Annotated in this window: 23 protein-coding genes and 1 pseudogene; 10 read left to right on the top strand and 14 right to left on the bottom strand. The window is 71.2% G+C overall.

All coding sequences use genetic code 11. The annotated features are described in order from the left end of the window. Positions 1-19: 19 nt before the first annotated feature. The 4 genes from atpE to J2S44_RS24540 all read right to left on the bottom strand — a co-directional run bounded on the left by atpE (position 20) and on the right by J2S44_RS24540 (position 1,942). On the bottom strand, positions 20-244 hold the full coding sequence (gene atpE, locus J2S44_RS24555) for an ATP synthase F0 subunit C (RefSeq protein ID WP_310418404.1): 225 nt from the start codon (positions 242-244) through the stop codon (positions 20-22). A 94-nt stretch (positions 245-338) separates the two neighbouring features. Then, a complete protein-coding gene (atpB, locus tag J2S44_RS24550) occupies positions 339-1,142 on the bottom strand; it encodes a F0F1 ATP synthase subunit A (protein ID WP_310418401.1) in 804 nt (267 codons plus the stop codon). A gap of 25 nt (positions 1,143-1,167) precedes the next feature. Beyond that, complete coding sequence (locus J2S44_RS24545; protein ID WP_310418398.1) at positions 1,168-1,386, bottom strand: AtpZ/AtpI family protein; 219 nt, start codon at positions 1,384-1,386, stop codon at positions 1,168-1,170. Positions 1,387-1,552: 166 nt separating this feature from the next. Further along, entirely contained in the window at positions 1,553-1,942 is a 390-nt protein-coding gene (locus tag J2S44_RS24540) for a Cg1360 family ATP-synthase-associated protein (RefSeq protein WP_310418396.1), read from the bottom strand. Between the two features lie 383 nt (positions 1,943-2,325). On the opposite strand from J2S44_RS24540, the pseudogene J2S44_RS24535 reads away from it, so the two are divergent. Beyond that, positions 2,326-3,285, top strand: a pseudogene (locus tag J2S44_RS24535) (TerC/Alx family metal homeostasis membrane protein); the annotation flags it as partial. Between the two features lie 3 nt (positions 3,286-3,288). Here the strand turns inward: J2S44_RS24535 and glyA are convergent. Then, the gene (glyA, locus tag J2S44_RS24530) at positions 3,289-4,581 is read right to left on the bottom strand and encodes a serine hydroxymethyltransferase (protein WP_310418392.1); all 1,293 of its coding nucleotides are present in this window, start codon (positions 4,579-4,581) and stop codon (positions 3,289-3,291) included. Positions 4,582-4,736: 155 nt separating this feature from the next. Between glyA and J2S44_RS24525 the strand changes: the two genes are divergently transcribed. The 5 genes from J2S44_RS24525 (at position 4,737) to tsaD (ending at position 9,049) form a co-directional block, all read left to right on the top strand. Then, on the top strand, positions 4,737-6,194 hold the full coding sequence (locus J2S44_RS24525) for an SDR family oxidoreductase (protein WP_310418390.1): 1,458 nt from the start codon (positions 4,737-4,739) through the stop codon (positions 6,192-6,194). A 117-nt stretch (positions 6,195-6,311) separates the two neighbouring features. Next, positions 6,312-6,827, top strand: a complete 516-nt coding sequence (gene tsaE / locus J2S44_RS24520) for a tRNA (adenosine(37)-N6)-threonylcarbamoyltransferase complex ATPase subunit type 1 TsaE (protein WP_310418387.1) — start codon at positions 6,312-6,314, stop codon at positions 6,825-6,827. Further along, complete coding sequence (tsaB, locus tag J2S44_RS24515; protein WP_310418384.1) at positions 6,790-7,440, top strand: tRNA (adenosine(37)-N6)-threonylcarbamoyltransferase complex dimerization subunit type 1 TsaB; 651 nt, start codon at positions 6,790-6,792, stop codon at positions 7,438-7,440. Before tsaE ends, tsaB begins: the two co-directional genes overlap by 38 nt. Then, positions 7,437-8,054 carry an L-threonylcarbamoyladenylate synthase gene (locus J2S44_RS24510; protein WP_310418382.1) on the top strand — a complete coding sequence of 206 codons (618 nt, stop codon included), beginning with the start codon at positions 7,437-7,439 and terminating at the stop codon, positions 8,052-8,054. Before tsaB ends, J2S44_RS24510 begins: the two co-directional genes overlap by 4 nt. After that, on the top strand, positions 8,051-9,049 hold the full coding sequence (gene tsaD / locus J2S44_RS24505) for a tRNA (adenosine(37)-N6)-threonylcarbamoyltransferase complex transferase subunit TsaD (protein ID WP_310418379.1): 999 nt from the start codon (positions 8,051-8,053) through the stop codon (positions 9,047-9,049). The genes J2S44_RS24510 and tsaD overlap by 4 nt, the downstream gene beginning before the upstream one ends. A gap of 652 nt (positions 9,050-9,701) precedes the next feature. Here tsaD and J2S44_RS24500 read toward each other — a convergent pair. Together J2S44_RS24500 and J2S44_RS24495 are read right to left on the bottom strand one after the other, a co-directional pair. Continuing rightward, the gene (locus J2S44_RS24500) at positions 9,702-10,310 is read right to left on the bottom strand and encodes an arsenate reductase/protein-tyrosine-phosphatase family protein (protein ID WP_310418376.1); all 609 of its coding nucleotides are present in this window, start codon (positions 10,308-10,310) and stop codon (positions 9,702-9,704) included. After that, on the bottom strand, positions 10,311-10,952 hold the full coding sequence (locus J2S44_RS24495; RefSeq protein WP_310429892.1) for an L-threonylcarbamoyladenylate synthase: 642 nt from the start codon (positions 10,950-10,952) through the stop codon (positions 10,311-10,313). It lies immediately after the preceding gene. A 90-nt stretch (positions 10,953-11,042) separates the two neighbouring features. On the opposite strand from J2S44_RS24495, the gene J2S44_RS24490 reads away from it, so the two are divergent. From J2S44_RS24490 to J2S44_RS24480, 3 genes are all read left to right on the top strand, one after another. Beyond that, positions 11,043-12,698, top strand: coding sequence for a glycoside hydrolase family 10-like protein (locus J2S44_RS24490; protein WP_310418375.1), 1,656 nt, complete (start codon positions 11,043-11,045; stop codon positions 12,696-12,698). Between the two features lie 61 nt (positions 12,699-12,759). Beyond that, a complete protein-coding gene (locus J2S44_RS24485) occupies positions 12,760-13,050 on the top strand; it encodes a hypothetical protein (protein ID WP_310418372.1) in 291 nt (96 codons plus the stop codon). Then, a complete protein-coding gene (locus J2S44_RS24480) occupies positions 13,047-13,442 on the top strand; it encodes a type II toxin-antitoxin system VapC family toxin (RefSeq protein WP_310418369.1) in 396 nt (131 codons plus the stop codon). The genes J2S44_RS24485 and J2S44_RS24480 overlap by 4 nt, the downstream gene beginning before the upstream one ends. On the opposite strand, the gene J2S44_RS24475 is transcribed toward J2S44_RS24480, so the two are convergent. After that, positions 13,415-13,855: an ABA4-like family protein gene (locus tag J2S44_RS24475; protein WP_310418365.1), complete on the bottom strand. Its 441-nt coding sequence runs from the start codon at positions 13,853-13,855 to the stop codon at positions 13,415-13,417. The genes J2S44_RS24480 and J2S44_RS24475 overlap by 28 nt on opposite strands. Then, the gene (locus J2S44_RS24470) at positions 13,852-14,796 is read right to left on the bottom strand and encodes a hypothetical protein (protein WP_310418363.1); all 945 of its coding nucleotides are present in this window, start codon (positions 14,794-14,796) and stop codon (positions 13,852-13,854) included. The genes J2S44_RS24475 and J2S44_RS24470 overlap by 4 nt, the downstream gene beginning before the upstream one ends. 126 nt (positions 14,797-14,922) lie before the next feature. On the opposite strand from J2S44_RS24470, the gene J2S44_RS24465 reads away from it, so the two are divergent. Next, complete coding sequence (locus J2S44_RS24465; protein WP_310418361.1) at positions 14,923-15,555, top strand: MerR family transcriptional regulator; 633 nt, start codon at positions 14,923-14,925, stop codon at positions 15,553-15,555. Between the two features lie 51 nt (positions 15,556-15,606). Here the strand turns inward: J2S44_RS24465 and J2S44_RS24460 are convergent, their stop codons facing one another. The 5 genes from J2S44_RS24460 to J2S44_RS24440 all read right to left on the bottom strand — a co-directional run bounded on the left by J2S44_RS24460 (position 15,607) and on the right by J2S44_RS24440 (position 21,373). Further along, a complete protein-coding gene (locus tag J2S44_RS24460; RefSeq protein WP_310418358.1) occupies positions 15,607-16,437 on the bottom strand; it encodes a carbohydrate ABC transporter permease in 831 nt (276 codons plus the stop codon). Next, entirely contained in the window at positions 16,427-17,338 is a 912-nt protein-coding gene (locus J2S44_RS24455; RefSeq protein ID WP_310418355.1) for a carbohydrate ABC transporter permease, read from the bottom strand. The genes J2S44_RS24460 and J2S44_RS24455 overlap by 11 nt, the downstream gene beginning before the upstream one ends. Continuing rightward, entirely contained in the window at positions 17,335-18,567 is a 1,233-nt protein-coding gene (locus J2S44_RS24450) for an ABC transporter substrate-binding protein (protein ID WP_310418352.1), read from the bottom strand. The genes J2S44_RS24455 and J2S44_RS24450 overlap by 4 nt, the downstream gene beginning before the upstream one ends. A gap of 29 nt (positions 18,568-18,596) precedes the next feature. Then, positions 18,597-20,186 (bottom strand): FAD-dependent oxidoreductase, encoded by a 1,590-nt coding sequence (locus tag J2S44_RS24445; RefSeq protein ID WP_310418349.1) that lies wholly within the window; start codon positions 20,184-20,186, stop codon positions 18,597-18,599. 116 nt (positions 20,187-20,302) lie between these two features. Beyond that, a complete protein-coding gene (locus tag J2S44_RS24440; protein WP_310418346.1) occupies positions 20,303-21,373 on the bottom strand; it encodes a LacI family DNA-binding transcriptional regulator in 1,071 nt (356 codons plus the stop codon). Between the last annotated feature and the right edge of the window lie 156 nt (positions 21,374-21,529).

The raw sequence follows: 21,529 nt of genomic DNA, 5'->3' as shown, positions 1-21,529 counted from the left end.
AGACCGTCGACGTATTCGCTCAGTTGCCCAGCGCGAACGCGAGCACCAGGCCGAGGAGCGCGAGCGCCTCGACGACGGCGAAGCCCATGAACATGTAGACGCGGGTCAGGCCGGCGGTCTCGGGCTGACGAGCGGTCGCCTGGATGTAGGCCGCGAAGACCAGGCCCACGCCGATACCCGGGCCCAGCGCCGCGATGCCGTAGCCGACGACGTTGATGTTTCCGGCGATCTCTGCCAGTGGCATTTTGCGATTCCTCCTGCGTTGCCGCGTACGAGTTACGCGAACGATTAAGGCGAAAACTACTGTGTTGCGAAAGCTGTGGCGTGACGCGCCGGCCTCAGTGCGCCGGGTCCACCGAGGTCTGCAGGTACGTGGCGGTCAGCAGCGTGAACACGTACGCCTGCAGCGCCAGGATGAACAGCTCGAAGAGCGTCATCACGATCGCCATTGCCCAGCTGAACACCGCGACCGGCTTGAGGAACACCGCTTCCGCGTTCATCAGTGCGACACCGCCGAGCGTGAACACCAGCAGGATCATGTGGCCGGCGAACATGTTGGCGAAGAGTCGGATCGCGAGCGTGGCCGGGCGCAGCAGCAGCACCTGGAACAGCTCGATCGGCACCAGGATCGGCTGCACCCAGAGCGGCGCGCCGGACACCCAGATGCTGTTCTTGACGTACTGCCCGAGCCCCTGCGTCTTGATGCCGACGGCAATGTAGATGACGTAGGTGAAACCGGCGAGCACGATCGGGAACGCGATGTGCGAGTTAGGTGAAATCTGGGCGAACGGAACGATGCCCCAGAAGTTGTTCAGAAGAATGAAGACGAACAGCGTCGCCAGGTACGGCGCGAAACGCACGCCGTGCTTGTTACCGATGATGTCCTTGGCGATGCCGTCCCGGACGAAGCTGTAGATCGACTCGGCGATCCACTGTCCCTTGGTCGGTACCACCTTCGGGCTGCGGTAGGCCACCAGGAAGAACACGACGAGGATGGCCACCGAGAGCCACACCAGCAGCGTGACCTTCGTGAAAGCCTGCGCCCACATCGTGCCTTCGAGCGCCGGGATGAGAGTCGGGAAGTCGAAGCTCTCCACTCCGGGCGGAAACTCCGCGGCGAGAACGTGCGGGGACTTACTCAACGCATCCTCCGTCGGTCGGGGCCGTTCACGCGCCCAGCCTCTTCACGATCAGATAAACCCCTGCCACGGTGCCGCCGATCAGCCCGATCAGCAGTCCCACGTTCGGCAGATCGAGCCAGCGATCCAGCAGCCAGCCCGCGCCACCCCAGACGATCATGCCGCCCAACAGGTAGCCGACCGCCGACCAACCGGCATCGGCCCCGGAGTTGGGCTCAGGAGCTTTGGGTGAAGGGTCATCGGCCATGACGCGGCGACGATATCAGTCGCTGGCAGGAAGCTAGGACTCACCCCCCGCACAACTCAGTTGTGCGGTCCTCGCGGGGGTCCGGCTCATCGTGTGACACCGTACTCCCCGTCACACCGAACCGGGAGGGGACTCGCTGATTTCCGACAACGGTCACCTGAAGGACCTAGTCGGACAGGACTCCGGGTCGTATGGCGGCGGTGGCGCGCACGGACGACCAGATCTGCGCGGATATCCAGATCACCATGGTGCAGATCATGCCGATCGCGGTCATCCGCACGCCGGCCCAGTTCTGGTCGATCACGACCAGCAGCACCACGCCGAGCATCGTGATCTTGAAGATGTAGGTGGCCAGCCCGATGGTGAGGACCAGCTTCGGCATGATCGAGTCGGCCCAGGCGAGCGCGAGGTTCGACACCAGGTAGCCACCGGTCAGCAGCCCCACGCCGAGCAGCGCGCCGAGCAGGCCGGGGCCGTCGTCGACCACCCGGCCCACCACGGCGAGCACCACGGCCAGCACCGTGGTCGCGGCCAGCGGCCACCAGATGTGACCCAACCGAACGATCATCGTCTCCCCAGCCCTCGGCACCCGCCCTCGGCCAGCGAGAATACCGGCCCCTACCGGTGCCGCCGGTGCATCCCGTGCCCGGAGGACACCGCCGCGCAGCTGATGCCGAGGCAGAGCAGCAGGAATACGGCCACCAGAACGTCGAGCAGCATCATCGCCACCTCCGATCGACCTCTCCACCGAGCGTAACCAATATCGCGCGATCTGGTTACCATTCAGCCCGGTCGAAACGGTTACCATCGACGCAGCGAGGGGAGTACCCCGACAAGCGCACGCCGGTCAGTACGGATCCTCCGACAGGGTCCCCGGCGGGCCGCCCGCGAAGCGGCGGGTGGGGGAGACCTCGGACGGTGAACGTTCGAGGAGTTGCCGTGCACCCTCTCGACTCGATCGCGTCCCCCGGCCTCTGGGCCGCCACCATCGCCGGGCTGCTGGCCCTGCTCGCGGTGGACGTCTGGCTCACCCGCCGCCCGCACGAGGTGGCGATGGGCGAGGCGCTCCGCTGGACCGCGTTCTACCTCGCGCTCCCGTTCGTCTTCTTCGGCTTCCTGTGGTGGGTGTACGGCGGCACGCCCGCGATCGAGTTCCTGACCGGCTTCGTGGTGGAGAAGTCGCTGTCGGTGGACAACCTGTTCGTCTTCATGCTGCTGCTGGCCTCGTTCGCGGTGCCGCCCGCGCTCGCCCAGCGGGTACTGCTCTACGGCATCGTCGGCGCGCTCGTCCTGCGCGCCGTCTTCATCGCGCTCGGCGCCGGTGCGCTGGCCACCGGCACCTGGGTGTTCCTGCTGTTCGGCGCCGTGCTGGTGTGGACCGCGATCCGGGTGCTGCGGGAGGCCGGCGAGGGTCCGGAGGCGACGATCGACGTCGAGAACATGCGCACGGTCCGGATGCTGCGCCGCTGGCTCCCGGTGACCACCGAGTACGACGGCTTCAAGCTGGTCACCCGGGTCGACGGGCGGCGCGCGCTGACCCCGGCCGCGCTGGTGGTCACCGCGATCTTCATGACCGACATCGTGTTCGCGGTCGACTCGGTGCCGGCCGTCTACGGCGTCACCGAGGATCCCTACCTGGTGCTCGCCACGAACGCGTTCGCGCTGCTCGGCCTGCGCGCGCTCTACTTCGTGCTGCACGACGCGCTGGGCCGGCTGCGGCACCTCAACTACGGCCTCGGCGTCATCCTGGCGTTCATCGGCGTGAAGCTGGTGCTGCACTGGGCGCACGGCATCTGGTCGTGGGTGCCGGAGATCCCGACCGTGCTGTCGCTCGGCGTGATCGTGGTGGTGCTGGCCGCGGTGACCGCGACCAGCCTGCTCGCCACCCGGCAGGAGCGGCGGTCAGAGCGCCGGAGCCGGCCGGGCGTAGGCGGGGAACCGCTGGACGAGCGCGGTGACCTCGTCGGCAACCTCGTGCAGCGCGGCGAGCCCGGCCGCGGTGCCCGGGTCGGACCGCACGGCGCGGCCGATCAGTCCCGCGATCTGCCGTGAGGTGCCCTCCTCCATCCCCTGTGTGGTGATGCAGGCGGTGCCGATCCGGATGCCGGACGCGACCGTGGGCTTCTGCGTGTCGTACGGGATCGCGTTCTTGTTGAGCGTGATCCGGGCCAGGTCGCAGCGCTCCTCCGCGTCCCGGCCGGTGACGCCGAGCGCGGTGAGGTCGGCGACCGCGAGGTGCGTGTCGGTGCCGCCGGTCACGCACCTGGCGCCCTCGGTGTCCAGGCCGGCCGCGAGCGCCTGGGCGTTCCTGACCACCTGCCTGACGTACCCCTGGAACTCGGGCATCTGGGCCTCGCGGAACGCGACGGCCTTGGCCGCGACCGCGTGCATCAGCGGCCCGCCCTGGGTGAACGGGAAGACCGCCTTGTCGATCCGCGCGGCCAGCCCCTCCCGGCAGAGGATCATGCCGCCGCGCGGGCCGCGCAGCACCTTGTGGGTGGTCGCGCAGACCACGTCCGCGTGCGGGACCGGGGACGGGATCGCCCGGCCGGCCACCAGCCCGATGAAGTGCGCCGCGTCGACCATCAGATAGGCGCCGACCTCGTCCGCGATCTCGCGGAAGACCCGAAAATCGATGTTCCGCGGGTACGCCGTGGCGCCACAGATGATCATGCGGGGCCGATGCACCCGGGCCAGGTCGCGGACCTCGTCGTAGTCGATCAGCTCGGTGTCGCGGTGCAGCCCGTAGCCGATGGGGTTGAACCACTTGCCGGAGAAGTTGACCTTGCTGCCGTGCGTGAGGTGGCCGCCGAGCGGCAGGTCCATCGCGAGCACCGGGTCGCCCGGCTGCACCAGCGCCGCGTAGGCCGCCATGATCGCGGACGCGCCGGAGTGCGGCTGCACGTTCACGTGGTCCGCGCCGAACAGATCCTTCGCCCGGCTCACCGCCAGCTCCTCGGCCCGGTCGGCCGGGCCGCACCCGCCGTAGTACCGGTGCCCCGGGTAGCCCTCCGCGTACTTGTTGCTCAGCGTGGAGCCCATCGCGGCCAGCACGGCGGGCGACGTCAGGTTCTCGCTCGCTATCAGCTGCAGTCCGTCGCGCAGCCGGTGCAGCTCGGAGAGCAGCACCTCGGCGAGCTCCGGATCGGTCTCGTGCAGGGCGTCGAAGTCCGGGCCCCAGAAGGTCTCGCTCATGCCGGGCCTCTCCGCACGCCGCGGTTCCGCGGTGGTCGGCACTGAGCCGATGATCCACTCGCAAGCTCGTTCATGCCGCACCCCGCTCTCACCGGCAGGCCAGAACCCGAGTCTAGGTCCGTTTAGCACGCCGTTCGGGGGCAATGATGGTTCTCATGCCACAGGACGCGCTCTGCCTGGTCACCGGCGCCACCGGATACATCGGTGGGCGCCTCGCCCCGCGCCTGGCCGCGGCCGGGTTCCGGGTGCGCTGCCTGGCCCGGCACGCGAACCGGCTCCGGGACGTGCCGTGGGCATCCGACGTGGAGATCGTCGAGGGCGACGTCAGCAGGCCCGAGTCGCTCACCGCGGCGTTCGACGGCGTCGACGTCGCCTACTACCTGATCCACTCGCTCGGCCGGCGCGGCTTCGAGGAGATGGACCGGGTCGCCGCCCGCAACTTCGCGGACGCGGCCACGCGCGCCGGCGTCAAGCGGATCGTCTACCTCGGCGGACCGGACCCCACCGGTGACGTGCACTCCGCGCACCTGCGCTCGCGCGCCGAGGTCGGCCGGATCCTGCTGGACAGCGGCGTCCCCACGGCCGTGCTGCGCGCCCCGGTGATCATCGGGTCCGGCTCCGCGTCGTTCGAGATGCTGCGCTACCTGACCGAGCGGCTGCCGGTCATGGTCACGCCGCGGTGGGTCACCAACCGGATCCAGCCCATCGCGGTACGGGACGTGCTGCGCCGCCTGATCGAGGCCGCGAGCCTGCCGCCGGAGGTCAACCGCGGCTTCGACATCGCCGGCCCGGACGTGCTCACCTACGCGGAGATGATGCAGCGGTACGCCGCGGTGGCCGGGCTCCCCCGCCGCCGGCTGTTCCCGGTGCGGCTGCTCACGCCGTGGCTGTCCGCGCACTGGGTCGGCCTGATCACCCCGGTCCCGAACGCGATCGCCCGGCCGCTGGTGGAGAGCCTGATCCACGACGCCGTCGCGCACGAGAACGACATCTCGGAGTTCTCCCGGTGGGAGCCGACCCCGTTCGACGAGGCGGTCCGGCTCGCGCTGGCCAAGCTGCGCGACGTGCAGGTGGAGACCCGGTGGACCGGCGCGGCCGGCCGGGACGCGGCCGCGGAACCGCTGCCCACCGACCCGGCCTGGGCCGGCGGCAGCGTCTACACCGACGTGCGCAAGCAGCCGGTCGGCGCCCCGTCGGACGCGCTCTGGCGGGTGATCGAGGGCATCGGCGGCGAGAACGGCTGGTACTCGTTCCCGCTCGCCTGGTCCGCCCGCGGCTGGCTGGACACGCTCTCCGGCGGCGTCGGCCTGCGCCGCGGCCGCCGCGACCCGCACCGCCTCTACGTCGGCGAGGCACTGGACTTCTGGCGGGTCGAGGAGATCGTGCCCGGCCGCATGCTGCGGCTGCGCGCCGAGATGCGCCTGCCCGGCCGCGCCTGGCTGGAGATGTACGCCGACCCCGGCCCGGACGGCACGTCCACGTACCGGCAGCGCGCGGTCTTCCTGCCGCACGGCCTGGCCGGCCACGCCTACTGGGCGGCCGTCTTCCCGTTCCACGCCATCGTCTTCGGCGGCATGGCGCGCAACATCGCCCGGTCCTCCCGGCCGTCCTGAACGGCCGGGCTTCCGCGGCGCCCCACCTCACCTGGTGGACCCCGGTATGGCGGGTGTGAAGATCCTCTTCGGCCGGACTAGGCTTGTCTGCCTATCTCGCAGTTGGGGGATCTGTATATGGAGTCATTCAGTGTCGTCTCCGGCTCGCCGGCCCGGACAGCGCTGATCGCCGCCGCGCTCGCCGATCGGCTGAGGCCCGGCGACATCGTGCTGCTGAGCGGCAACCTGGCCGCGGGCAAGACCACGTTCGTCAAGGCGGTCGCCGAGGCACTGGGCTCCACCGACCCGGTCACCAGCCCGACGTTCGCGCTCGCGCAGTTCTACGCGACCAAGCAGTCGCGGATCCTGCACGTGGACAGCTACCGGCTGGCGGACGTGGAGGAGTACCGCGACCTCGGCCTGGCGGAGTACCAGGACGACGCGATCAGCCTGATCGAGTGGGGCGAGAAGATCGCCGGTGAGTTCCCCTGTCACCTCGCGATCTCGTTCGTCGCCACCGACGAGGCCGACGGCCGTTCCCTGACGTTCTCCGCCACCTGCGACCGGTGGACCGCCGCGCTCGGCGACCTGCACGCCGCTATCTCGAAGGACACCCATGGGTCTCACGCTGGCGATCGAAACATCGTCGATTAACTACGGCGTCACGCTGGACGGTGCGGAGACCGTCCTCAGGCGCGACGACCCGTCTTTCACCAGCATCGGCGGCCTGGTCGAGACCGCGCTCGCCGCGGCCGGGCGGACCCCGGCGGACATCGAGCTGATCGCGGTCGACCTCGGCCCGGGCAACCTCAGCTCGGTGCGCGCCGGTGTGGCGTACGCGAACGGCCTGGGCTTCAGCCTCGACCGCCGGGTGGTGGGCATCCACGGGCTGCGCGTGCTCGCGTTCACCGCCGCGCCGGAGCCGGACCGGCCGGTGCTCTGCCTGCGCAACGCGGGGGCCGGCAACGTCTACGCGGCCGTCTACGAGCACGGCAAGGCGACGCTGATGCGGCACGACAAGCTGACGTCGATCTGCGAGACGGTCCGCGCGTCGCACTCCGCGCTGATCCTGGCCGGCGCGTTCCGCGACCAGGCCCGCGCGCTGCTGACCGGCGTCGACGTGACCGACAGCGGCGTCGAGGTCCCGTCCTCGCTCGCCACCTGGACGCTCACGGTGTCCCCGCCGGCCGACGCCGACTGGGCACCCGCCGACTTCGTGAGCCCGATCAACGAGCAGACGCCACCGTTCACCGGGGAGATTCCGTGATCCTGCAGAACGTCACCGACGTGACGCCCGAGATCGTCGCCGCCGCGCGGGACAGCCTGCTGGCCGGCGGCGTCGCGCTGGTCCCGACGGACACCGTCTACGGCCTCGCGGTCGCGGCCGGCCGTCCCGAGGCCGCCGCCCGCATCTTCGCGCTGAAGAACCGGCCGGCCGCGAAGAACCTGCCGATCATGGTGGCCGGCGTCGACCAGCTGCCCACGCTCGGCGTGGTGATCACCGCGGACGCGCGCACGCTGCTCGACGCGTTCGCGCCCGGCCCGATCACGATCGCGTTCGGCGTCGACCCGGCCGCCGCGCCGGAGTGGCTGGCCGGGCGGGACGAGATCGCGGTGCGCATCCCGAAGGAGGAGGCGCTGCTGGCCATCCTCCGCGAGACCGGCCCGCTGCTCGTCACCAGCGCGAACGCGCACGCGCAGGAGACGCCGGAGACGGTCCCGGACATCCTCGCGATGCTGGACGGCGAGCCCGACGTCGTGCTCGACGGCGGCCCGCGCCAGTCCGTCCCGTCGACGCTGGTCAACTGCAACCTGCCGGCCCCGCGGATCGAGCGCGTCGGCCAGATCCCCGCCGACCAGATCGAGAAGGTGCTGTCATGACGTCCAACGGCCTGATCCTCGGCATCGAGACGTCCTGCGACGACACGGCCGTCGGCCTGGTCGACGAGCGCGGCCAGGTGGTCGCGTCCGCGGTCGCGTCGCAGGTGCTCATCCACAACCGCTACGGCGGCGTCTACCCCGAGGTCGCCAGCCGCGCCCACATCGACAAGATCATTCCGACGGTACGGATGGTGCTGGAGGACTCCGGCGTCAACCCGCGCGAGCTGGAGGCGATCGGCGTCACCCGCGGTCCCGGCCTGATCGGCTCGCTGATGGTCGGCCTGGACACCGCGTCCGGCCTGGCCGCCGGCTGGAACGTCCCGATCGTCGGCGTCAACCACCTCCGCGGCCACCTGCGCAGCGCCGACCTGGAGGAGCAACGCGTCGAGTTCCCCGCGATGATCCTGTTGGTCTCCGGCGGCCACACGCTGCTCGCCCGGATGAACGGGCCGTCCGACATCAAGCTGATCGGCAACACGCTCGACGACTCCGTCGGCGAGGCCTACGACAAGGTCTCCCGCATGCTCGGCCTCGGCTACCCCGGCGGCCCCGTCGTCGACCGGATGGCCGGCGCCGGCATCCCCAACATCCCGTTCCCGCGCCCGGTCATCAACCACGGCCTGGACTTCTCGTTCTCCGGCCTGAAGAGCGCCGTGATGCGCTACCTGGAGGCCGAGAAGGGCTGGAAGGTCGAGGACGTCGCCGCCTCCTTCGTCGCCGCCTGCATGGACGTGCTGATCGCCAAGTGCCGCCGCGCGCTGGCGGCGTACCCGTCGTCCTCGCTGGTCATCGTGGGCGGCGTGGCCGCCTCCCCGCCGCTGCGCGCCGCCGCCGCCCAGCTCTGCGACGAGGCCGGCGTCCGCCTCTGCCTGCCGCCGCTGAAGTGGTCCACGGACAACGGCGCCATGATCGCCATGGCCGCCTGGGACTACCTGGCCAGCGACAACCACACCCCGGTCCAGCCGCAGACGTCCCTCACGATCGAGAGCTTCTGAACCCGGGGACCGTGGATACCCGCTGCCGGCGTGCCCACGTGCGCACGCTCCCGCGGGCTCACCTTTCCCGGTGGTCCCGTCCGGCCACCGCCGGCCCCGGCCGCTCCGCGCCGTGACGTCGCCCCGCGAGGCGAGGTCACGGCGCGCCCGGCACCAGCCGAGCCACCGGCACGCTTCCGGACCGGCGGGACGGCAGATCGGCGGGACGGCGGACCGGCACGGCACGCCCGACATGTCGAACCCGCATCCGACCCGGAAGATCGAAGATCCTTTCCGGCCGGATCGCTGTTTTGCGCGGCCTGAAACAGCGATCCGAGCTGAAGAACCTCTCGCCCGGCGGGGCGGAGACCTTGTCGAAGCCGCGGTGACGCCCCGCCCTCGGCCCCTGAGGTTCACCACCCGCCGGAGGCGCCGGGCACGCAACCGGTCCAGAACCGGCCGGCACGCAACCGGTCAGGGCCGGCCGGAGCGCGGCCCACCCGGGCGGGGCGGCGCGGGCATCCGCCCGTGGGCGGCGCGGGCATCCGCCCGTGGGCGGCGCGGGCATCCGCCCGTGGGCGGCGCGGGCATCCGCCCGTGGGCGGCGCGGGCATCCGCCCGTGGGCGGCGCGGGCATCCGCCCGTGGGCGGCGCGGGCGTCCGCCCGTGCCGGTCAGCGCCTCGGCAGCAGCCGGGCCGCGAGCGGGTCGACGGTCGCCTCGATCTCGTCCGCGATGCGGACGAACGCCGCGTCCCCCCGCCCCCACGGGTCGTCCAGATCGTCGGTCGGCAGCGACTCCGCCCCCGCCCGCGCCGCGTCCACGGCCGCGACCAGCGCGACCCCGCGCGCGTAGACCGCCTCCGGCGTCACCCCCGGCTCCGGCAGGTCGTCGTCCGGGATCGTCGCCAGCAACCGCCCGAACTCGGCCAGCACGAACGAGCGCGCGGCCGCGTCCGGCCGCAGCGCCAGCACGTACTCGTGCTGGTCGGCCGTTGCCGTGAGGATCAGATCGGCCGCGTCGATGTGGTCGGAGCGCAGCTTGCGGGCCTCGAACGCGGACGCGTCCCCACCGCGGCGTTCGATCTCGCGCGCGGCCGGCGGGTTCATCTTCTCCCCCGCGTGCCAGCCACCGGTCCCGGCGCTGTGCGAGTAGATCAGTTCCTCCGCGGCCCCGGGGTCGCCGGTCAGCCGGCGGGTGAACGCCATGGTGAGCAGGTGCTCGGCCATCGGGCTGCGGCAGATGTTGCCCATGCAGACGTGCAGCACGGAAAACGGCGGCATTCAGTCCTCCTGGCCCAGCATGTCCGGCACCACGTCGCGGAGCTTCTCCAGCGGGATCGCGCCGGCGCGCAGCATGCGGGGCACGTCGCCGGTGACGTCCACGATCGTGCTCGGCACCGGGTCGACCGCCGGGCCGGCCTCCAGGTACGTCCGGACGGAGTAGCCCATCTGCTCCTGCGCGTCGGCCGCGGTCAGCGGTGCCGGGCGGCCGGTCTTGTTGGCCGCGGAGACCGCCATCGGGCCGACCTCACGCAGCACCTCCAGCGCGACCGGGTGCAGCGGCTGCCGGACCGCGATCTGGCCGTTCGTCTCGCCGAGGTCCCACTGCAGGCTGGGCGCGTGGTCGACGATGATGGTCAGCGGGCCGGGCCAGAACGCGTCGGCCAGGTCGCGGGCCGCCCGGGGCAGGATCAGCACCAGCCCGTTGAGCGTGTGCCGGGAGCCGACCAGGACCGGCGGCGGCGTACGGCCACGGCCTTTCGCGTTGAAGAGCGAGTTCACGGCGTGCGACGAGAACGCGTCGCACCCGATGCCGTACAGCGTGTCGGTGGGCATGACCACCAGCTCGCCGTTCTTCGCTGCCTCGATCGCGGCGGCGATGCCTCGATCACGATCGGCTGCGGATCGGCAGTCATAGAGCATCACGGGGAGAGTCTGCCATGGTCGACTGAGACCGCACCCGCACCGGTGGCAACGTTTGCGATTTCGTCCGCGATCGGCAGACTGGGTCGGGTGCCCGCCCAGATGAAGCCCACCCGCCGCCAGTTACTCATCGGACTGACCGCCGGACTCTCGGTGATCGTGCTGGTCGCCACGCTGGGGCTGATCCGCTGGGCCGACAACCGGTCCGGCGGTGCGGCCGAGGCCCAGCCGTTCGGCGCGGTCACCAGCAACGCGTCCACCGCCGGTGCCTGCGGCGGCGTGGCCACGTCCGCGCCGCGCGAGCTGCGCGCCATGTGGATCACGAGCGTCAACAACATCGACTGGCCGAGCCGGAAGGGCCTGCCCGAGGCGCAGGTGAAGGCGGAGTATCTGAGCTGGCTCGACCTGGCGCAGAAGCTCCACCACAACGCGGTCTTCGTGCACGTCCGGCCGAGCGGCGACGCGTTCTGGCCGTCGAGGTACGCGCCCTGGTCGGACTGGCTGACCGGCAAACGCGACGGGCAGAGCCCGGGCTGGGACCCGATGGAGTGGATGATCGCCGAGACGCACGCGCGCAACCTGGAGTTCCACGCGTGGTTCAACCCGTACCGGGGCAGTCAGCCGGCCGCGGCCAAGGGTGCCGGCGCCGACCTGAACCAGCTCGCGCCGAACCATCCGCTGCGCGCGCACCCGGAGTGGCGGGTGACCTACCCGAGCCAGAACGGGCGGTTCTACTTCAATCCCGGCGTGCCGGAGGCGCGGGCGTTCGTCGAGGACTCGATGCTGGAGGCGGTGGAGAAGTACGACGTCGACGGCGTGCACTTCGACGACTTCTTCTACCCGTACCCGGAGGACGGCGAGGACTTCCCGGACGACGCCGCGTTCGCCGCGCACAACCGTGGCATCCCCGACAAGGGCGACTGGCGGCGCGACAACGTGAACCTGCTGGTCAAGGAGATGTCCGAGCGGATCAAGGCGATCAAGCCGTGGGTGAAGTTCGGGATCAGCCCGTTCGGCATCTGGCGCAACCAGGGCACCGATCCGGAGGGCTCGGACAGCCGGGGCCTGCAGGCGTACGACGAGATCTACGCGGACACCCGCACCTGGGTCCGTGAGGGCTGGCTCGACTACATCGTCCCGCAGCTCTACTGGAACATCGGCTTCGACCGCGCGGACTACGCGCGGCTGCTGCCCTGGTGGACGAAGACGGTGGCCGGGACCGGCGTGCAGCTGTGGATCGGCCAGGCCGACTACCGCGCCGGTGAGGCCGGTGTCTGGAAGGAACCGGACCAGCTCAGCAAGCAACTCGCGCTCAACCGCACGCATCCCGAGGTGACCGGCAGCGTCCACTTCAGTGCCAAGCAGGTCAAGGCCGACAAACTAGGATCTGTCAGCCGGTACGCGAAGGACCACTACGCGACGCCCGCACTCCCCGCGGTGATGCCGCAGCTGCCTGCCGCGCCCCCGCCCGCGCCGTCCGTGACCTCGGCGGTTCGCGACCCGAAGACCGGCATCGTGACGGTCACCGGCCGCGCGGCCGACGGCTCGAAGCCGGCCTCGTACGCGCTCTACCGCGTCGACGGCGACAGGGCCGCGCTGGTGGCGACCGCCCGGGCGACCGACGCGGCCGACCAGCGGTGGGTCGACCCCACGGCCCCGGCCGGCCCGACCACCACCTACTGCGTGACCGCGCTCGACCGCTCCTGGAACGAGGGCACCCCCAGCCCGTCGATCACCGCCGGCTGAATTCGCCGCGTGACGCCGATACGGGCTCGCGCGGGTCGACATAGTCGATTATGTTGACGGCATGACATTGACGCTCGAACGCGAGCAGAATCGGACCGTGACCACCTCCGTGACTGTTCACGACGTGCCGGACGACGTGCTCGAAGCACTGTTACGACAGGCCCGCGAACGCGGCGGGTCACTCCAGGATCTTCTCCTGTCCGTGCTCACCCGCGAGGCGAAGATCAGCCGCAATCGCCAACTTCTCGCTGACATCAGGCGAGACCTTGAGTTGACCGGCGGCGCGGGACCGGACGCACCGGACGCCGCCGACATCATCCGCCGCGAGCGCAGGGGTGAATACGACGCATGATCGTGATTGATGCGTCGGTTCTCACCAACCTGACGGTCTACACCGACGAACGCGGGACCAGAGCGTCGGAGGCGATGAGCCGGGACACCGAGTGGGTCGCTCCCGAGCACTGGCGCGCGGAGACGTTCTCGGCCATTCGCGGGCTCACGCTCGGCCGCAAGATAGAGGAGGCGCACGGCGCCAAGGCCATCCGGCGAATAGCGTGGTTGACGGTTCGCAGCGCGCCGATCAGCCCGCTGGTGCCACGCATGTGGGAGTTGCGGAACAACATCAGCGCCTATGACGCCGCCTACGTCGCGCTGGCGGAGGACCGGGAGGCCACACTGGTCACCGCCGATGCCCGCATGGCGGCGACGGCCTCCGGCTACTGCGACGTCGAGTTGGTCGGCTGAGGGCGGCGGAGCGCGCGCAGCGCCAGGTAGAGGGCGAGGCCGATCGGGGACAGCAGGATCGTCAGCACCAGGATCGGCCCCACCAGCAGTGGATGCAGGCCGCGGTCCCGGGCGTCGAGGTGGATCCAGCGGCCGACGAAGAGGTCGAAGGCGATCAGGTGGGCCCAGACCGCGGTCACCACGCCGGGGCGCAGGAACAGGGCCTGGACGCCGGCGAGGTCGGGCGACAGCATCTCGGCGGCGAACGCGGTGAAGTCCGGCGCGATCGCGACCGGCCAGACCGCCAGCGGGGCCAGCACGATCAGCGGGGAGCCGGCGATCCGGCGGGTCACGGACCGGCCGGGCGCCAGGATCATCAGCGCCCAGAACGGCACGGCCAGCAGGAACGCGAGCGGGAACAGGACCGCGTTCACCGGGCACCGGCCGCGAGCGACGACGATCGCGCGCACGAGTGGTGGCGGACGACCCAGATCGCGGCGGTCAGCACCGAGAGCAGGCCGACCGCGCCGGCGGCGAGCGTGAGCGGGTCCGGCGCGACGACCGGCTGGCCGCGCAGCGCCTGCCAGGTGAGCAGCGCGGTCAGCCACGCGTAGCCGGCGCCGGCCACCACGAGCAGGCGGGCCCGGACCGCCGGATCGGTGAGCGATGGCCGGCGCCGCGACAGCAGCGTCAGCGCGAACGCGGTCAGTGGCAACGCCTGCAGGCCGTGCAGGCCCACGAAGTGGCCGACGCGCAGGTCGCCGCCGGCCGTGCTCCAGCCGACCAGTGGCAGGCCGGGCCCGCCGTCCTCGACGCCGACGCTGTGCGCGCCGGCCAGCGTCGGCGCGGCGCCGCCGGCCAGCGCGTCCAGCTGCGACGGTGTCGGGAACGTCATCAGGAAGCCGACGGCCATGCCGGCCAGCGCGATGCCGAGTCCGAGCCCGATCGCGAGTGCGGCCGGGCGGTCGGCGAGGCGCTGCCGCAGCAGGATCACGCCGAGGCCGAGCGTGGCGACGAAGACGACCATGATGCTGGCGGCCATCACGGACCAGACCGCGATGTCGAACGCGGTGGCGACGTTGAAGTGGCTCTGCCGGCCGCGCAGCAGCTGGCCGACGATCGCGACCATCTCGATGCTCAGGCCGGCCGCGACGGCGGTGCCGAGCCGCCGGCCGGCGCGGCGGCGGTGGTCGTCGAGCAGCGAGATCATCCAGGCGAGCGTGAGCGTGTAGACGACGATCGAGATCGCAAATTTGAGCGGCTTGAGCCAGATCGGCGCGCCGACCAGCACGCGCGGGTCCAGCCACAGCCCGATCGCACACGCCACGGCCAGCAGCACCATGGCGCCGGCGACCGCGACCAGCGGACGATGCACGGCCGGCCTCCCGTTGACCGGATCCCTCACGACGAACCCCCACTCGTTATGGATAGCGGCACTCGCCGCTATCGGTAAGTAGACTATCCACCGGAGCCGGGGAAGAGCGCAAGGGGCAGGGACTGGATGCGTGTCGCGGAGCTGAGTCGCACGACCGGGGTGTCGGTGCCGACGATCAAGTACTACCTGCGTGAGGGGCTGCTGCCGGCCGGCGAGCTGACCAGCCCGAACCAGGCCAGTTACGACGAGCGGCACGTGCGCCGGCTGCGGCTGGTGCGGGCGCTGCTGGAGGTGGGACGGCTGCCGCTGGCCACCATCCGCGAGGTGCTCCGCGACCTCGACGACCAGGCCGACTGGGACATGCACCACCGCCTGGGCCGCACGCTCTACCCGCTGGCCGGCGTGCGGGAGGACGCGCCGAGCGCGGAGCTGGCCGCCGCGATGACGGACGTGGACGCGCTGCTCGCCCGCTGGGGCTGGCAGGTCGATCCGGAGAGCCCGGGCCGCCGCCGGCTGGCCGAGGTGATGCTGACGTTCCGCGAGCTGGGCGTCGGCTACCTGATGACCGAGATCGACCGGTACGCCCGGGCCGCCGAGATGATCGCGGAGTCCGACCTGCGCGGCATCGCCACCAAGCCCTCGCCGGACGACGTGGTCACCGGCGCGGTGATCGGCACGATCGTCGGGGACGCGCTGCAGGCCGCGCTGCGCCGCCTGGCACACGAGCACACCTCGGTGCACCTGTTCAAGCGCTCGTGATCCGGTTCGTCCCCCCGGCCGCCGGCACAACCGGGGAGACGACCGGGGCGATCAGCCCTTCAGGCCGGTGTGGGCCAGCCCTTCGATGAACTGCCTCTGCGCGATCACGAACACGATCAGCACCGGGATCGCGGTCATCGACGCGGCGGACAGCTGCACGTCCCACATCGGCCCGCCGTACGCGTCGACGAACTGGGTCAGCGCCTGCGGCAGCGTGAAGTTGGCCGGCGTGGTGAGGAAGACGATCGGTTCCAGGTAGAGGTTCCAGCTGTGCAGGAACGTGAAGATCGCGACCGCACCGAGCGCCGGCCGGGCCAGCGGCAGCGCGATCCGCCAGAAGATCGCGAACCGGCCGAGCCCGTCGAGCCGCCCGGCCTCCTCCAGCTCGTCCGGCAGCGCCAGGAAGAACTGCCGCATGATGAACGTGGCCAGCACACTCGGCGCGCCCAGGATCGGCACCAGGATCAGCGGCCAGTGCGTGTCGATCATGCCCCAGGTGTTGAACATCTGGAACAGCGGCACGATCGTCACCTCGCTCGGGATGAGCAGCCCGGTGAGCACGAACAGGAACAGCGGGTTCGCGCCGGGGAAGCGGATCCGGGCGAACGCGTACCCGGCCAGCGCGGACACCGCCATGGTCCCGACCGTCACCACCAGCGCGATGTAGGCGCTGTTGAAGTACTGCTGCGCGAACGGCTGGATCTCGAAGACCTCGCGGTACCCGTCGAGCGAGAACGTGGTCGGCACCGGCGACGGCGGCCAGGAGAGGATCTCGCTGACCGGCTTGACCGACGAGGTGACCATCCACCAGGTCGGGAAGACGAACGGCACCGCCATCAGGCACAGCAGTCCGTACAGCGCGGTCTTGGCCCTAACGCTCATATTCGACCCACCTCCGGCGCGTCTGCCACTGGATCACGGTCAGCACCAGCACGATCAGGAACAGCAGCACGGAGAGCGTGGCGCCGTACCCGAAGTCGTGGAACTGGAAGGCCTGCTGGTAGAGGTAGTAGACGAGCACCGTGGTGGACGTGCCCGGCCCGCCCTGGGTGAGCACCGCGATCTGCGCGAAGATCTGCAGCGACCCGACCACCGTGATGATCGAGGCGAGCAGGATGGTCGGGCTGATCATCGGCACCGTGATCCGCCGGAACCGGGTCCACGCGGACGCGCCATCGAGTCTCGCCGCCTCGTAGAGCTGCGCCGGCACGCCCTGCAGCGCGGCCAGGAACAGCACCATGTTGAGCCCGACGTTCTTGATCACCTGGAGCACGATCACCGAGACCAGCGCCGTGACGTCGCCGCGCAGCCAGTTCGGCCCGTCCGCCCCGACCGCGGAGAGCGCGCCGTTGATGCCGCCGTCGTCCTGCAGCAGGAACTGCCAGACGATGGTCCAGGCGACCAGCGACACCACGACCGGCGAGAAGAAGATCGTCCGGAACACCGCGGTGCCGTGCAGCCGCTGGTTGAGCAGCACGGCCAGGAACAGTGCCAGCGCCATGTTGAGCAGCACCAGCCCGCCGCAGAAGAACGCGGTGGTCCGCAGCACCGACGGCAGCCGCGGGTCCGCGACCAGGTCCCGGTAGTTCGACATGCCGGTGAACGTGAACGTCCCGGCCAGCACGTTCCAGTCGTAGAGGCTGTAGTAGAAGATCAGCACGAGCGGTACGAGGACGAAGACCACGATGCCGGCCACCTGTGGCGCGACGAAGAGGTACCCGGCGAGACGGTCACGCCGGCGCGTCGTCCAGAACGCGCTCTTCGGCACCTCGGCGCTGCTCATGTCGCCAGCAACGGGTCGATGGTGTCGCAGACGCCGGACAGCACCGCCCGCACGTCCGCGTCCGGCTCCCAGAGCGGGTCGAGCGACGCCCGCACCTCCTGGGTCAGCTGCGCGTTGCCGGTGTGGCTGGGTTTGACCACGCCGTTCGCGATCCCGTCGATCACCACGGCCTGCAGCTGCGCGGGCGACAGCTTGGGGTTGGCCTTCGCCAGCGTCTCCGCGGTGAGCAGCGAGGTACGCGGTGGCGGGAAGAACGCGGCCAGCCGCACCGAGTTCTCCACATCGGTGAAGAACGCCAGGAAGTCCGCGGCCGTGTCCGCGTGCGCGCCGCGCCGGAGCACCCCGACGCCGCCCTGGCCGATCACCGAGTAGGTCCCGGCCGGCCCGGCCGGCAGCGGCACCAGGTCCCAGGCGAACGAGCCGTCCAGCAGCGACGCCCGGGAGATCTGGCTGACCGTCATGGCCGCCTGCCCGGCGAAGAAGTCCGCGGTGGTGCCGGGGCCGGGCAGCGCGGCATCCGTGAAGATCGCCCGGTGCAGGAAGGTCATGAAGTCGACCATCGGCGCCTGGTCGAACCCGCAGGTCCGGCCGTCCTCGCTCCAGGCCCGCGCACCCCAGCCGGTCCACATCGTGGCCAGGTTGTCCCAGATCCGGTAGTCGAAGTCGCGCACCACCAGGCCGGCCCGCCCGGTGGCCGCGTGCACGGCCGCGGCCGACGCGATCGCCTGGTCCCAGGTCCAGCCGGCGGACGGGACCGGCTGCCCGGCCGCGGCCAGCAGGTCCTTATTGACGAAGATCCCGAACGGCGAGTTGGAGAACGGGTAGCCGAACGTCTGCCCGTCCGCCTGCCACAGCCGCAGCGTGGCCGGGTTCAGGTCGTCCGGCTCGACCAGCACGTCGTCCAGCGGGACCAGCGCGCCGGCCGCGACGAAGTCCGGCGCCGCGCTCTCCGGCAGCCAGGCCAGGTCCGGTCCCTTGCCGCCGGCCAGCTGGGTGGTGAGCGTGGTGACGTAGCGCTCGAACGGCAGCGGGTCGAACGTGATCTTCGAGGCGCGGTCCGGGTGCGCCGCCACGTACGCGGCGCCGATCTCGTCGAACAGTTTCAGGTGGGCCGCGTTCGCGGTCCACACGGTCATCCGGAGTTCGGGTGGCCCGCCGGTGCCGGGCTCACCGCCACAGGCGGTCAGACAGAGCAGCGTCAGCGCCGCCGCCGTCGCACGGAATCTCATCAGGGAGTGCCCTTCCCATCAGCATAAGATCAATATCCGGAGATGTCCGGCCAGTGCAGCTCCACGCCCGCCGCGATCAGCCGGGCCTGGAAGTCGGCCAGCAGGCCGGGGTTGTCCCGCACGGCCCGCGGTGCCACGCCGCGGGCCAGGCAGAAGTCGGCGAGGAGGCCGGCGACCTCGCCGACGTTCCACTCGACCGGGTGCAGGCGGTACGCACCGTTGGTGATGTGCGTGGTGCCGATGTTCTTCCCGGCGGGCAGGAGGTTCTCCACCCGCTGGGGCAGCAGCGCGCCGAGGGGGATCTCGAACGGGCACGCCGCCACGTCGATGTAGGTGTCGCCGCCGGTCGACGGGTGCAGGTCGATCCGGTACATGCCGACGCCGACCGAGTCCGGGTAGCGCACCGCGCCGGCGTCCCCGCGCACCGTCAGCGCGAGATCCTGCTCGACCACGGTGTACTCCGCCCGGATCCGCCGCGACTCGCGGATGTAGGGCGCCTGCGCCAGCCCGTCCGGCCCGCCGGTGACGTCGCCGCGCAGCCGCAGGCCCGGCCAGCCGGTGCCGCCGTCCGGGCGCGGCGCCTCGGTCTGCAGCCAGTAGAAGACCGACCGGGACAGCTGCCGCGCGCGGGCGATGTGCGCGGCCGGGTCCGGCACGTCGATGATCGGCGACTCGAAGTAGTCGATGATCGGCCAGTTCACCACCGTGATGTCGCTCGGGTAGAAGCCCGGCTCGAACTGCCGCCGCGCCGCAATCCGCCGGAACGTCCACAGGTTGCTGTCGCCCGGGTTCGCCCGCTGGTCGGCCCGCACCTCCAGCGGGTCGTCGTCCGGGTTCGGCGTGAACGACCGCTCGGCCGGCTCCAGCGTGCGCGGGTTGACCATGGTCCAGGACAGCAACGGGCCGACCCAGAAGTCCGGCTTGTACGCGCGCCAGAAGTCGTACCCCTCCGGCTTGTCCACGGTGTGGTCGCCGTCCACGTGGTCGACCGCGAAGCAGACCGAGACCGCCTGCATGTTGTCCGGCTGCGCGACGCCGGGCGCGGACGGCTCGCCGGTCTCGGCCGCGGACTCGAAGCCGGTGACGTACTCGGTGCCGGTCAGCGGCAGCAGGTCACCGGTCTCGGTCGCGTCCAGGACGTACGGCGCGGTCAGCACGATCTCGCCGTCCGGCCCGTCCACGGTCACCGACGTGACCCGGTCGCCGTCGCAGGTGGCCGACACCGGCCGGTACGGCTGGAGCACCCGCAACCGCCCGGACCCCCGGTACGGCGCGAGCATCCCCTCGATCACCGCGACCGCCACCCGGGGCTCGTGACAGAGCGGGCTCACCCAGCCGGCGCCCGGGTTCAGCTCCCGCCACGCCCGGGACCGCTCGGTCAGCGGGTAGTGCACGCGGTAGTAGTCGCGGATCTTGTCCCGCAACGACCGGTAGCTCGCGGTGACGCCGAACTGCTCGACCCAGGTGTGCTCGTCCGGCGGCACCGCCTGGCTGGTCAGCTGCCCGCCGAGCCACGCGTACTCCTCGGTCAGGATCACCGACCGGCCGGCCCGCAGCGCGCTCAGCGCGGCGGCCACTCCCCCGAGCCCGCCACCCACGACCAGAACCTCGGCCTCCATGCGTCTCCCTCCACCAAGCTCGACCGTGCACTCACGTCCGCGGTGCACTCAGGTCCGCGGCCCACTCAGATCCGCGGTGCACTCAGGTCCGCGGCCCACTCAGATCCGCGGTGCACTCAGGTCCGCGGTGCACTCAGCGTCACGCCCTCGACCGGCGCGCACGGCAGCAGCCGGCGCGCGTCCGCCCGGGTCGTCTCGCCCGCGATCAGCGCGGTCAGCACCTCGGTCGCCTGCCGGCCCATCTCCCGGCGCGGGATCCGGTACCCGGAGAAGTCCACGTCGGTCGGTGCCGGCCGGGTCGGGTCGCCGAGCACCAGCACGGACAGGTCGCCCGGGAGGTCCAGCCCGCGCTCCCGCGCCACGGCCGCCAGCGCCACGCCGTCCGCGAACTCCTCGACCAGCACCGCCGTCACGCCGTCCGCGATCAGCAGATCCAGAACGGCACCGGGGGTACGCCCGGCGGCGCGCGCCCGGCGCGGCACGAGACGGTGGCGGACCGCCGCGTCCCGGTAGCCCGCGAACCGGTCGGCGAACGACTCGGGCACGCGCACCGCCGCACCGCCGGACGACTCGGTCCGCCCGCCCTCGCCCAGGTAGCACAGCTCGCGGTGGCCGGCCGCGACCGCGCGGTCCACCACGGCCGCGGTCGCCGCGGAATAGTCCGCGCCCACGTACGGCACCGGCCCACCCGCGTCGTCCCGCCGGCCGACCGACACGAACGGCTGCCCCTCCGCGACCATCCGGGCCAGCTCGTCGCGGTCGAGCGACCGGCCGAGCAGGATGCAGCCGTCCGCCAGACGCAACCGGTTGTCCTGGTGGAAGATCCGGCGGCGACCGTCCACCACCGGTGCGCTGGTGAACAGCAGCAGGTCGCAGCCGAGCCGTTCCGCGCTCTCCTCGATGCCGAGCAGGAACGGGTGGAAGAAGTCGCCGGTCACGGCCGGGAAGACCGGCTCGTAGGTGAACACGCCGAGAATCCGGTTGTGCCGGTCGGCGAGCCGGCGCGCGATCGGGTCGGCCACGTAACCGGTGCTGCGGATCGCGGCCAGCACCCGCTCGCGCGTCTCCGGCGCGATCCGCACGTCCGCGTCGGTGCGCCCGTTGAGCACCAGCGACACCGTCGCCTGACTGACGCCGGTCATCCGCGCGATGTCCTGCTGCGTGATCCGCTTCCGTGCCGCCGTCACTCCGGGTCGCCTCGCCTCGTCGGTCCAGATCGGTGCTAATGCGTATTAGGCAGGGCGCGCGGCCGGTTCGTCAACCCCCGTCGCCCGGAAGGTTTTCCCGCTGATAATTCGTATTAGCTTCTTGACGCGCGGGCTCCGGCGAGCCGAGACTCATCG

This window comes from Catenuloplanes niger, assembly GCF_031458255.1.
GTDB classification, from domain to species: domain Bacteria; phylum Actinomycetota; class Actinomycetes; order Mycobacteriales; family Micromonosporaceae; genus Catenuloplanes; species Catenuloplanes niger.
The sequence above is the reverse complement of the archived record's forward strand: the minus strand, read 5'-3'. Positions and strand labels throughout refer to the sequence as shown.

Coding starts and splice junctions, on each gene's coding strand:
- atpE (WP_310418404.1), bottom strand. CDS start 244: ATGCCACTGGCAGAGATCGCCGGAAACATCAACGTCGTCGGCTACGGC.
- J2S44_RS24545 (WP_310418398.1), bottom strand. CDS start 1,386: ATGGCCGATGACCCTTCACCCAAAGCTCCTGAGCCCAACTCCGGGGCC.
- glyA (WP_310418392.1), bottom strand. CDS start 4,581: ATGAGCGAGACCTTCTGGGGCCCGGACTTCGACGCCCTGCACGAGACC.
- J2S44_RS24525 (WP_310418390.1), top strand. CDS start 4,737: ATGCCACAGGACGCGCTCTGCCTGGTCACCGGCGCCACCGGATACATC.
- tsaE (WP_310418387.1), top strand. CDS start 6,312: ATGGAGTCATTCAGTGTCGTCTCCGGCTCGCCGGCCCGGACAGCGCTG.
- tsaB (WP_310418384.1), top strand. CDS start 6,790: ATGGGTCTCACGCTGGCGATCGAAACATCGTCGATTAACTACGGCGTC.
- tsaD (WP_310418379.1), top strand. CDS start 8,051: ATGACGTCCAACGGCCTGATCCTCGGCATCGAGACGTCCTGCGACGAC.
- J2S44_RS24500 (WP_310418376.1), bottom strand. CDS start 10,310: ATGCCGCCGTTTTCCGTGCTGCACGTCTGCATGGGCAACATCTGCCGC.
- J2S44_RS24495 (WP_310429892.1), bottom strand. CDS start 10,952: ATGCTCTATGACTGCCGATCCGCAGCCGATCGTGATCGAGGCATCGCC.
- J2S44_RS24485 (WP_310418372.1), top strand. CDS start 12,760: ATGACATTGACGCTCGAACGCGAGCAGAATCGGACCGTGACCACCTCC.
- J2S44_RS24480 (WP_310418369.1), top strand. CDS start 13,047: ATGATCGTGATTGATGCGTCGGTTCTCACCAACCTGACGGTCTACACC.
- J2S44_RS24465 (WP_310418361.1), top strand. CDS start 14,923: ATGCGTGTCGCGGAGCTGAGTCGCACGACCGGGGTGTCGGTGCCGACG.
- J2S44_RS24460 (WP_310418358.1), bottom strand. CDS start 16,437: ATGAGCGTTAGGGCCAAGACCGCGCTGTACGGACTGCTGTGCCTGATG.
- J2S44_RS24455 (WP_310418355.1), bottom strand. CDS start 17,338: ATGAGCAGCGCCGAGGTGCCGAAGAGCGCGTTCTGGACGACGCGCCGG.
- J2S44_RS24450 (WP_310418352.1), bottom strand. CDS start 18,567: ATGAGATTCCGTGCGACGGCGGCGGCGCTGACGCTGCTCTGTCTGACC.
- J2S44_RS24445 (WP_310418349.1), bottom strand. CDS start 20,186: ATGGAGGCCGAGGTTCTGGTCGTGGGTGGCGGGCTCGGGGGAGTGGCC.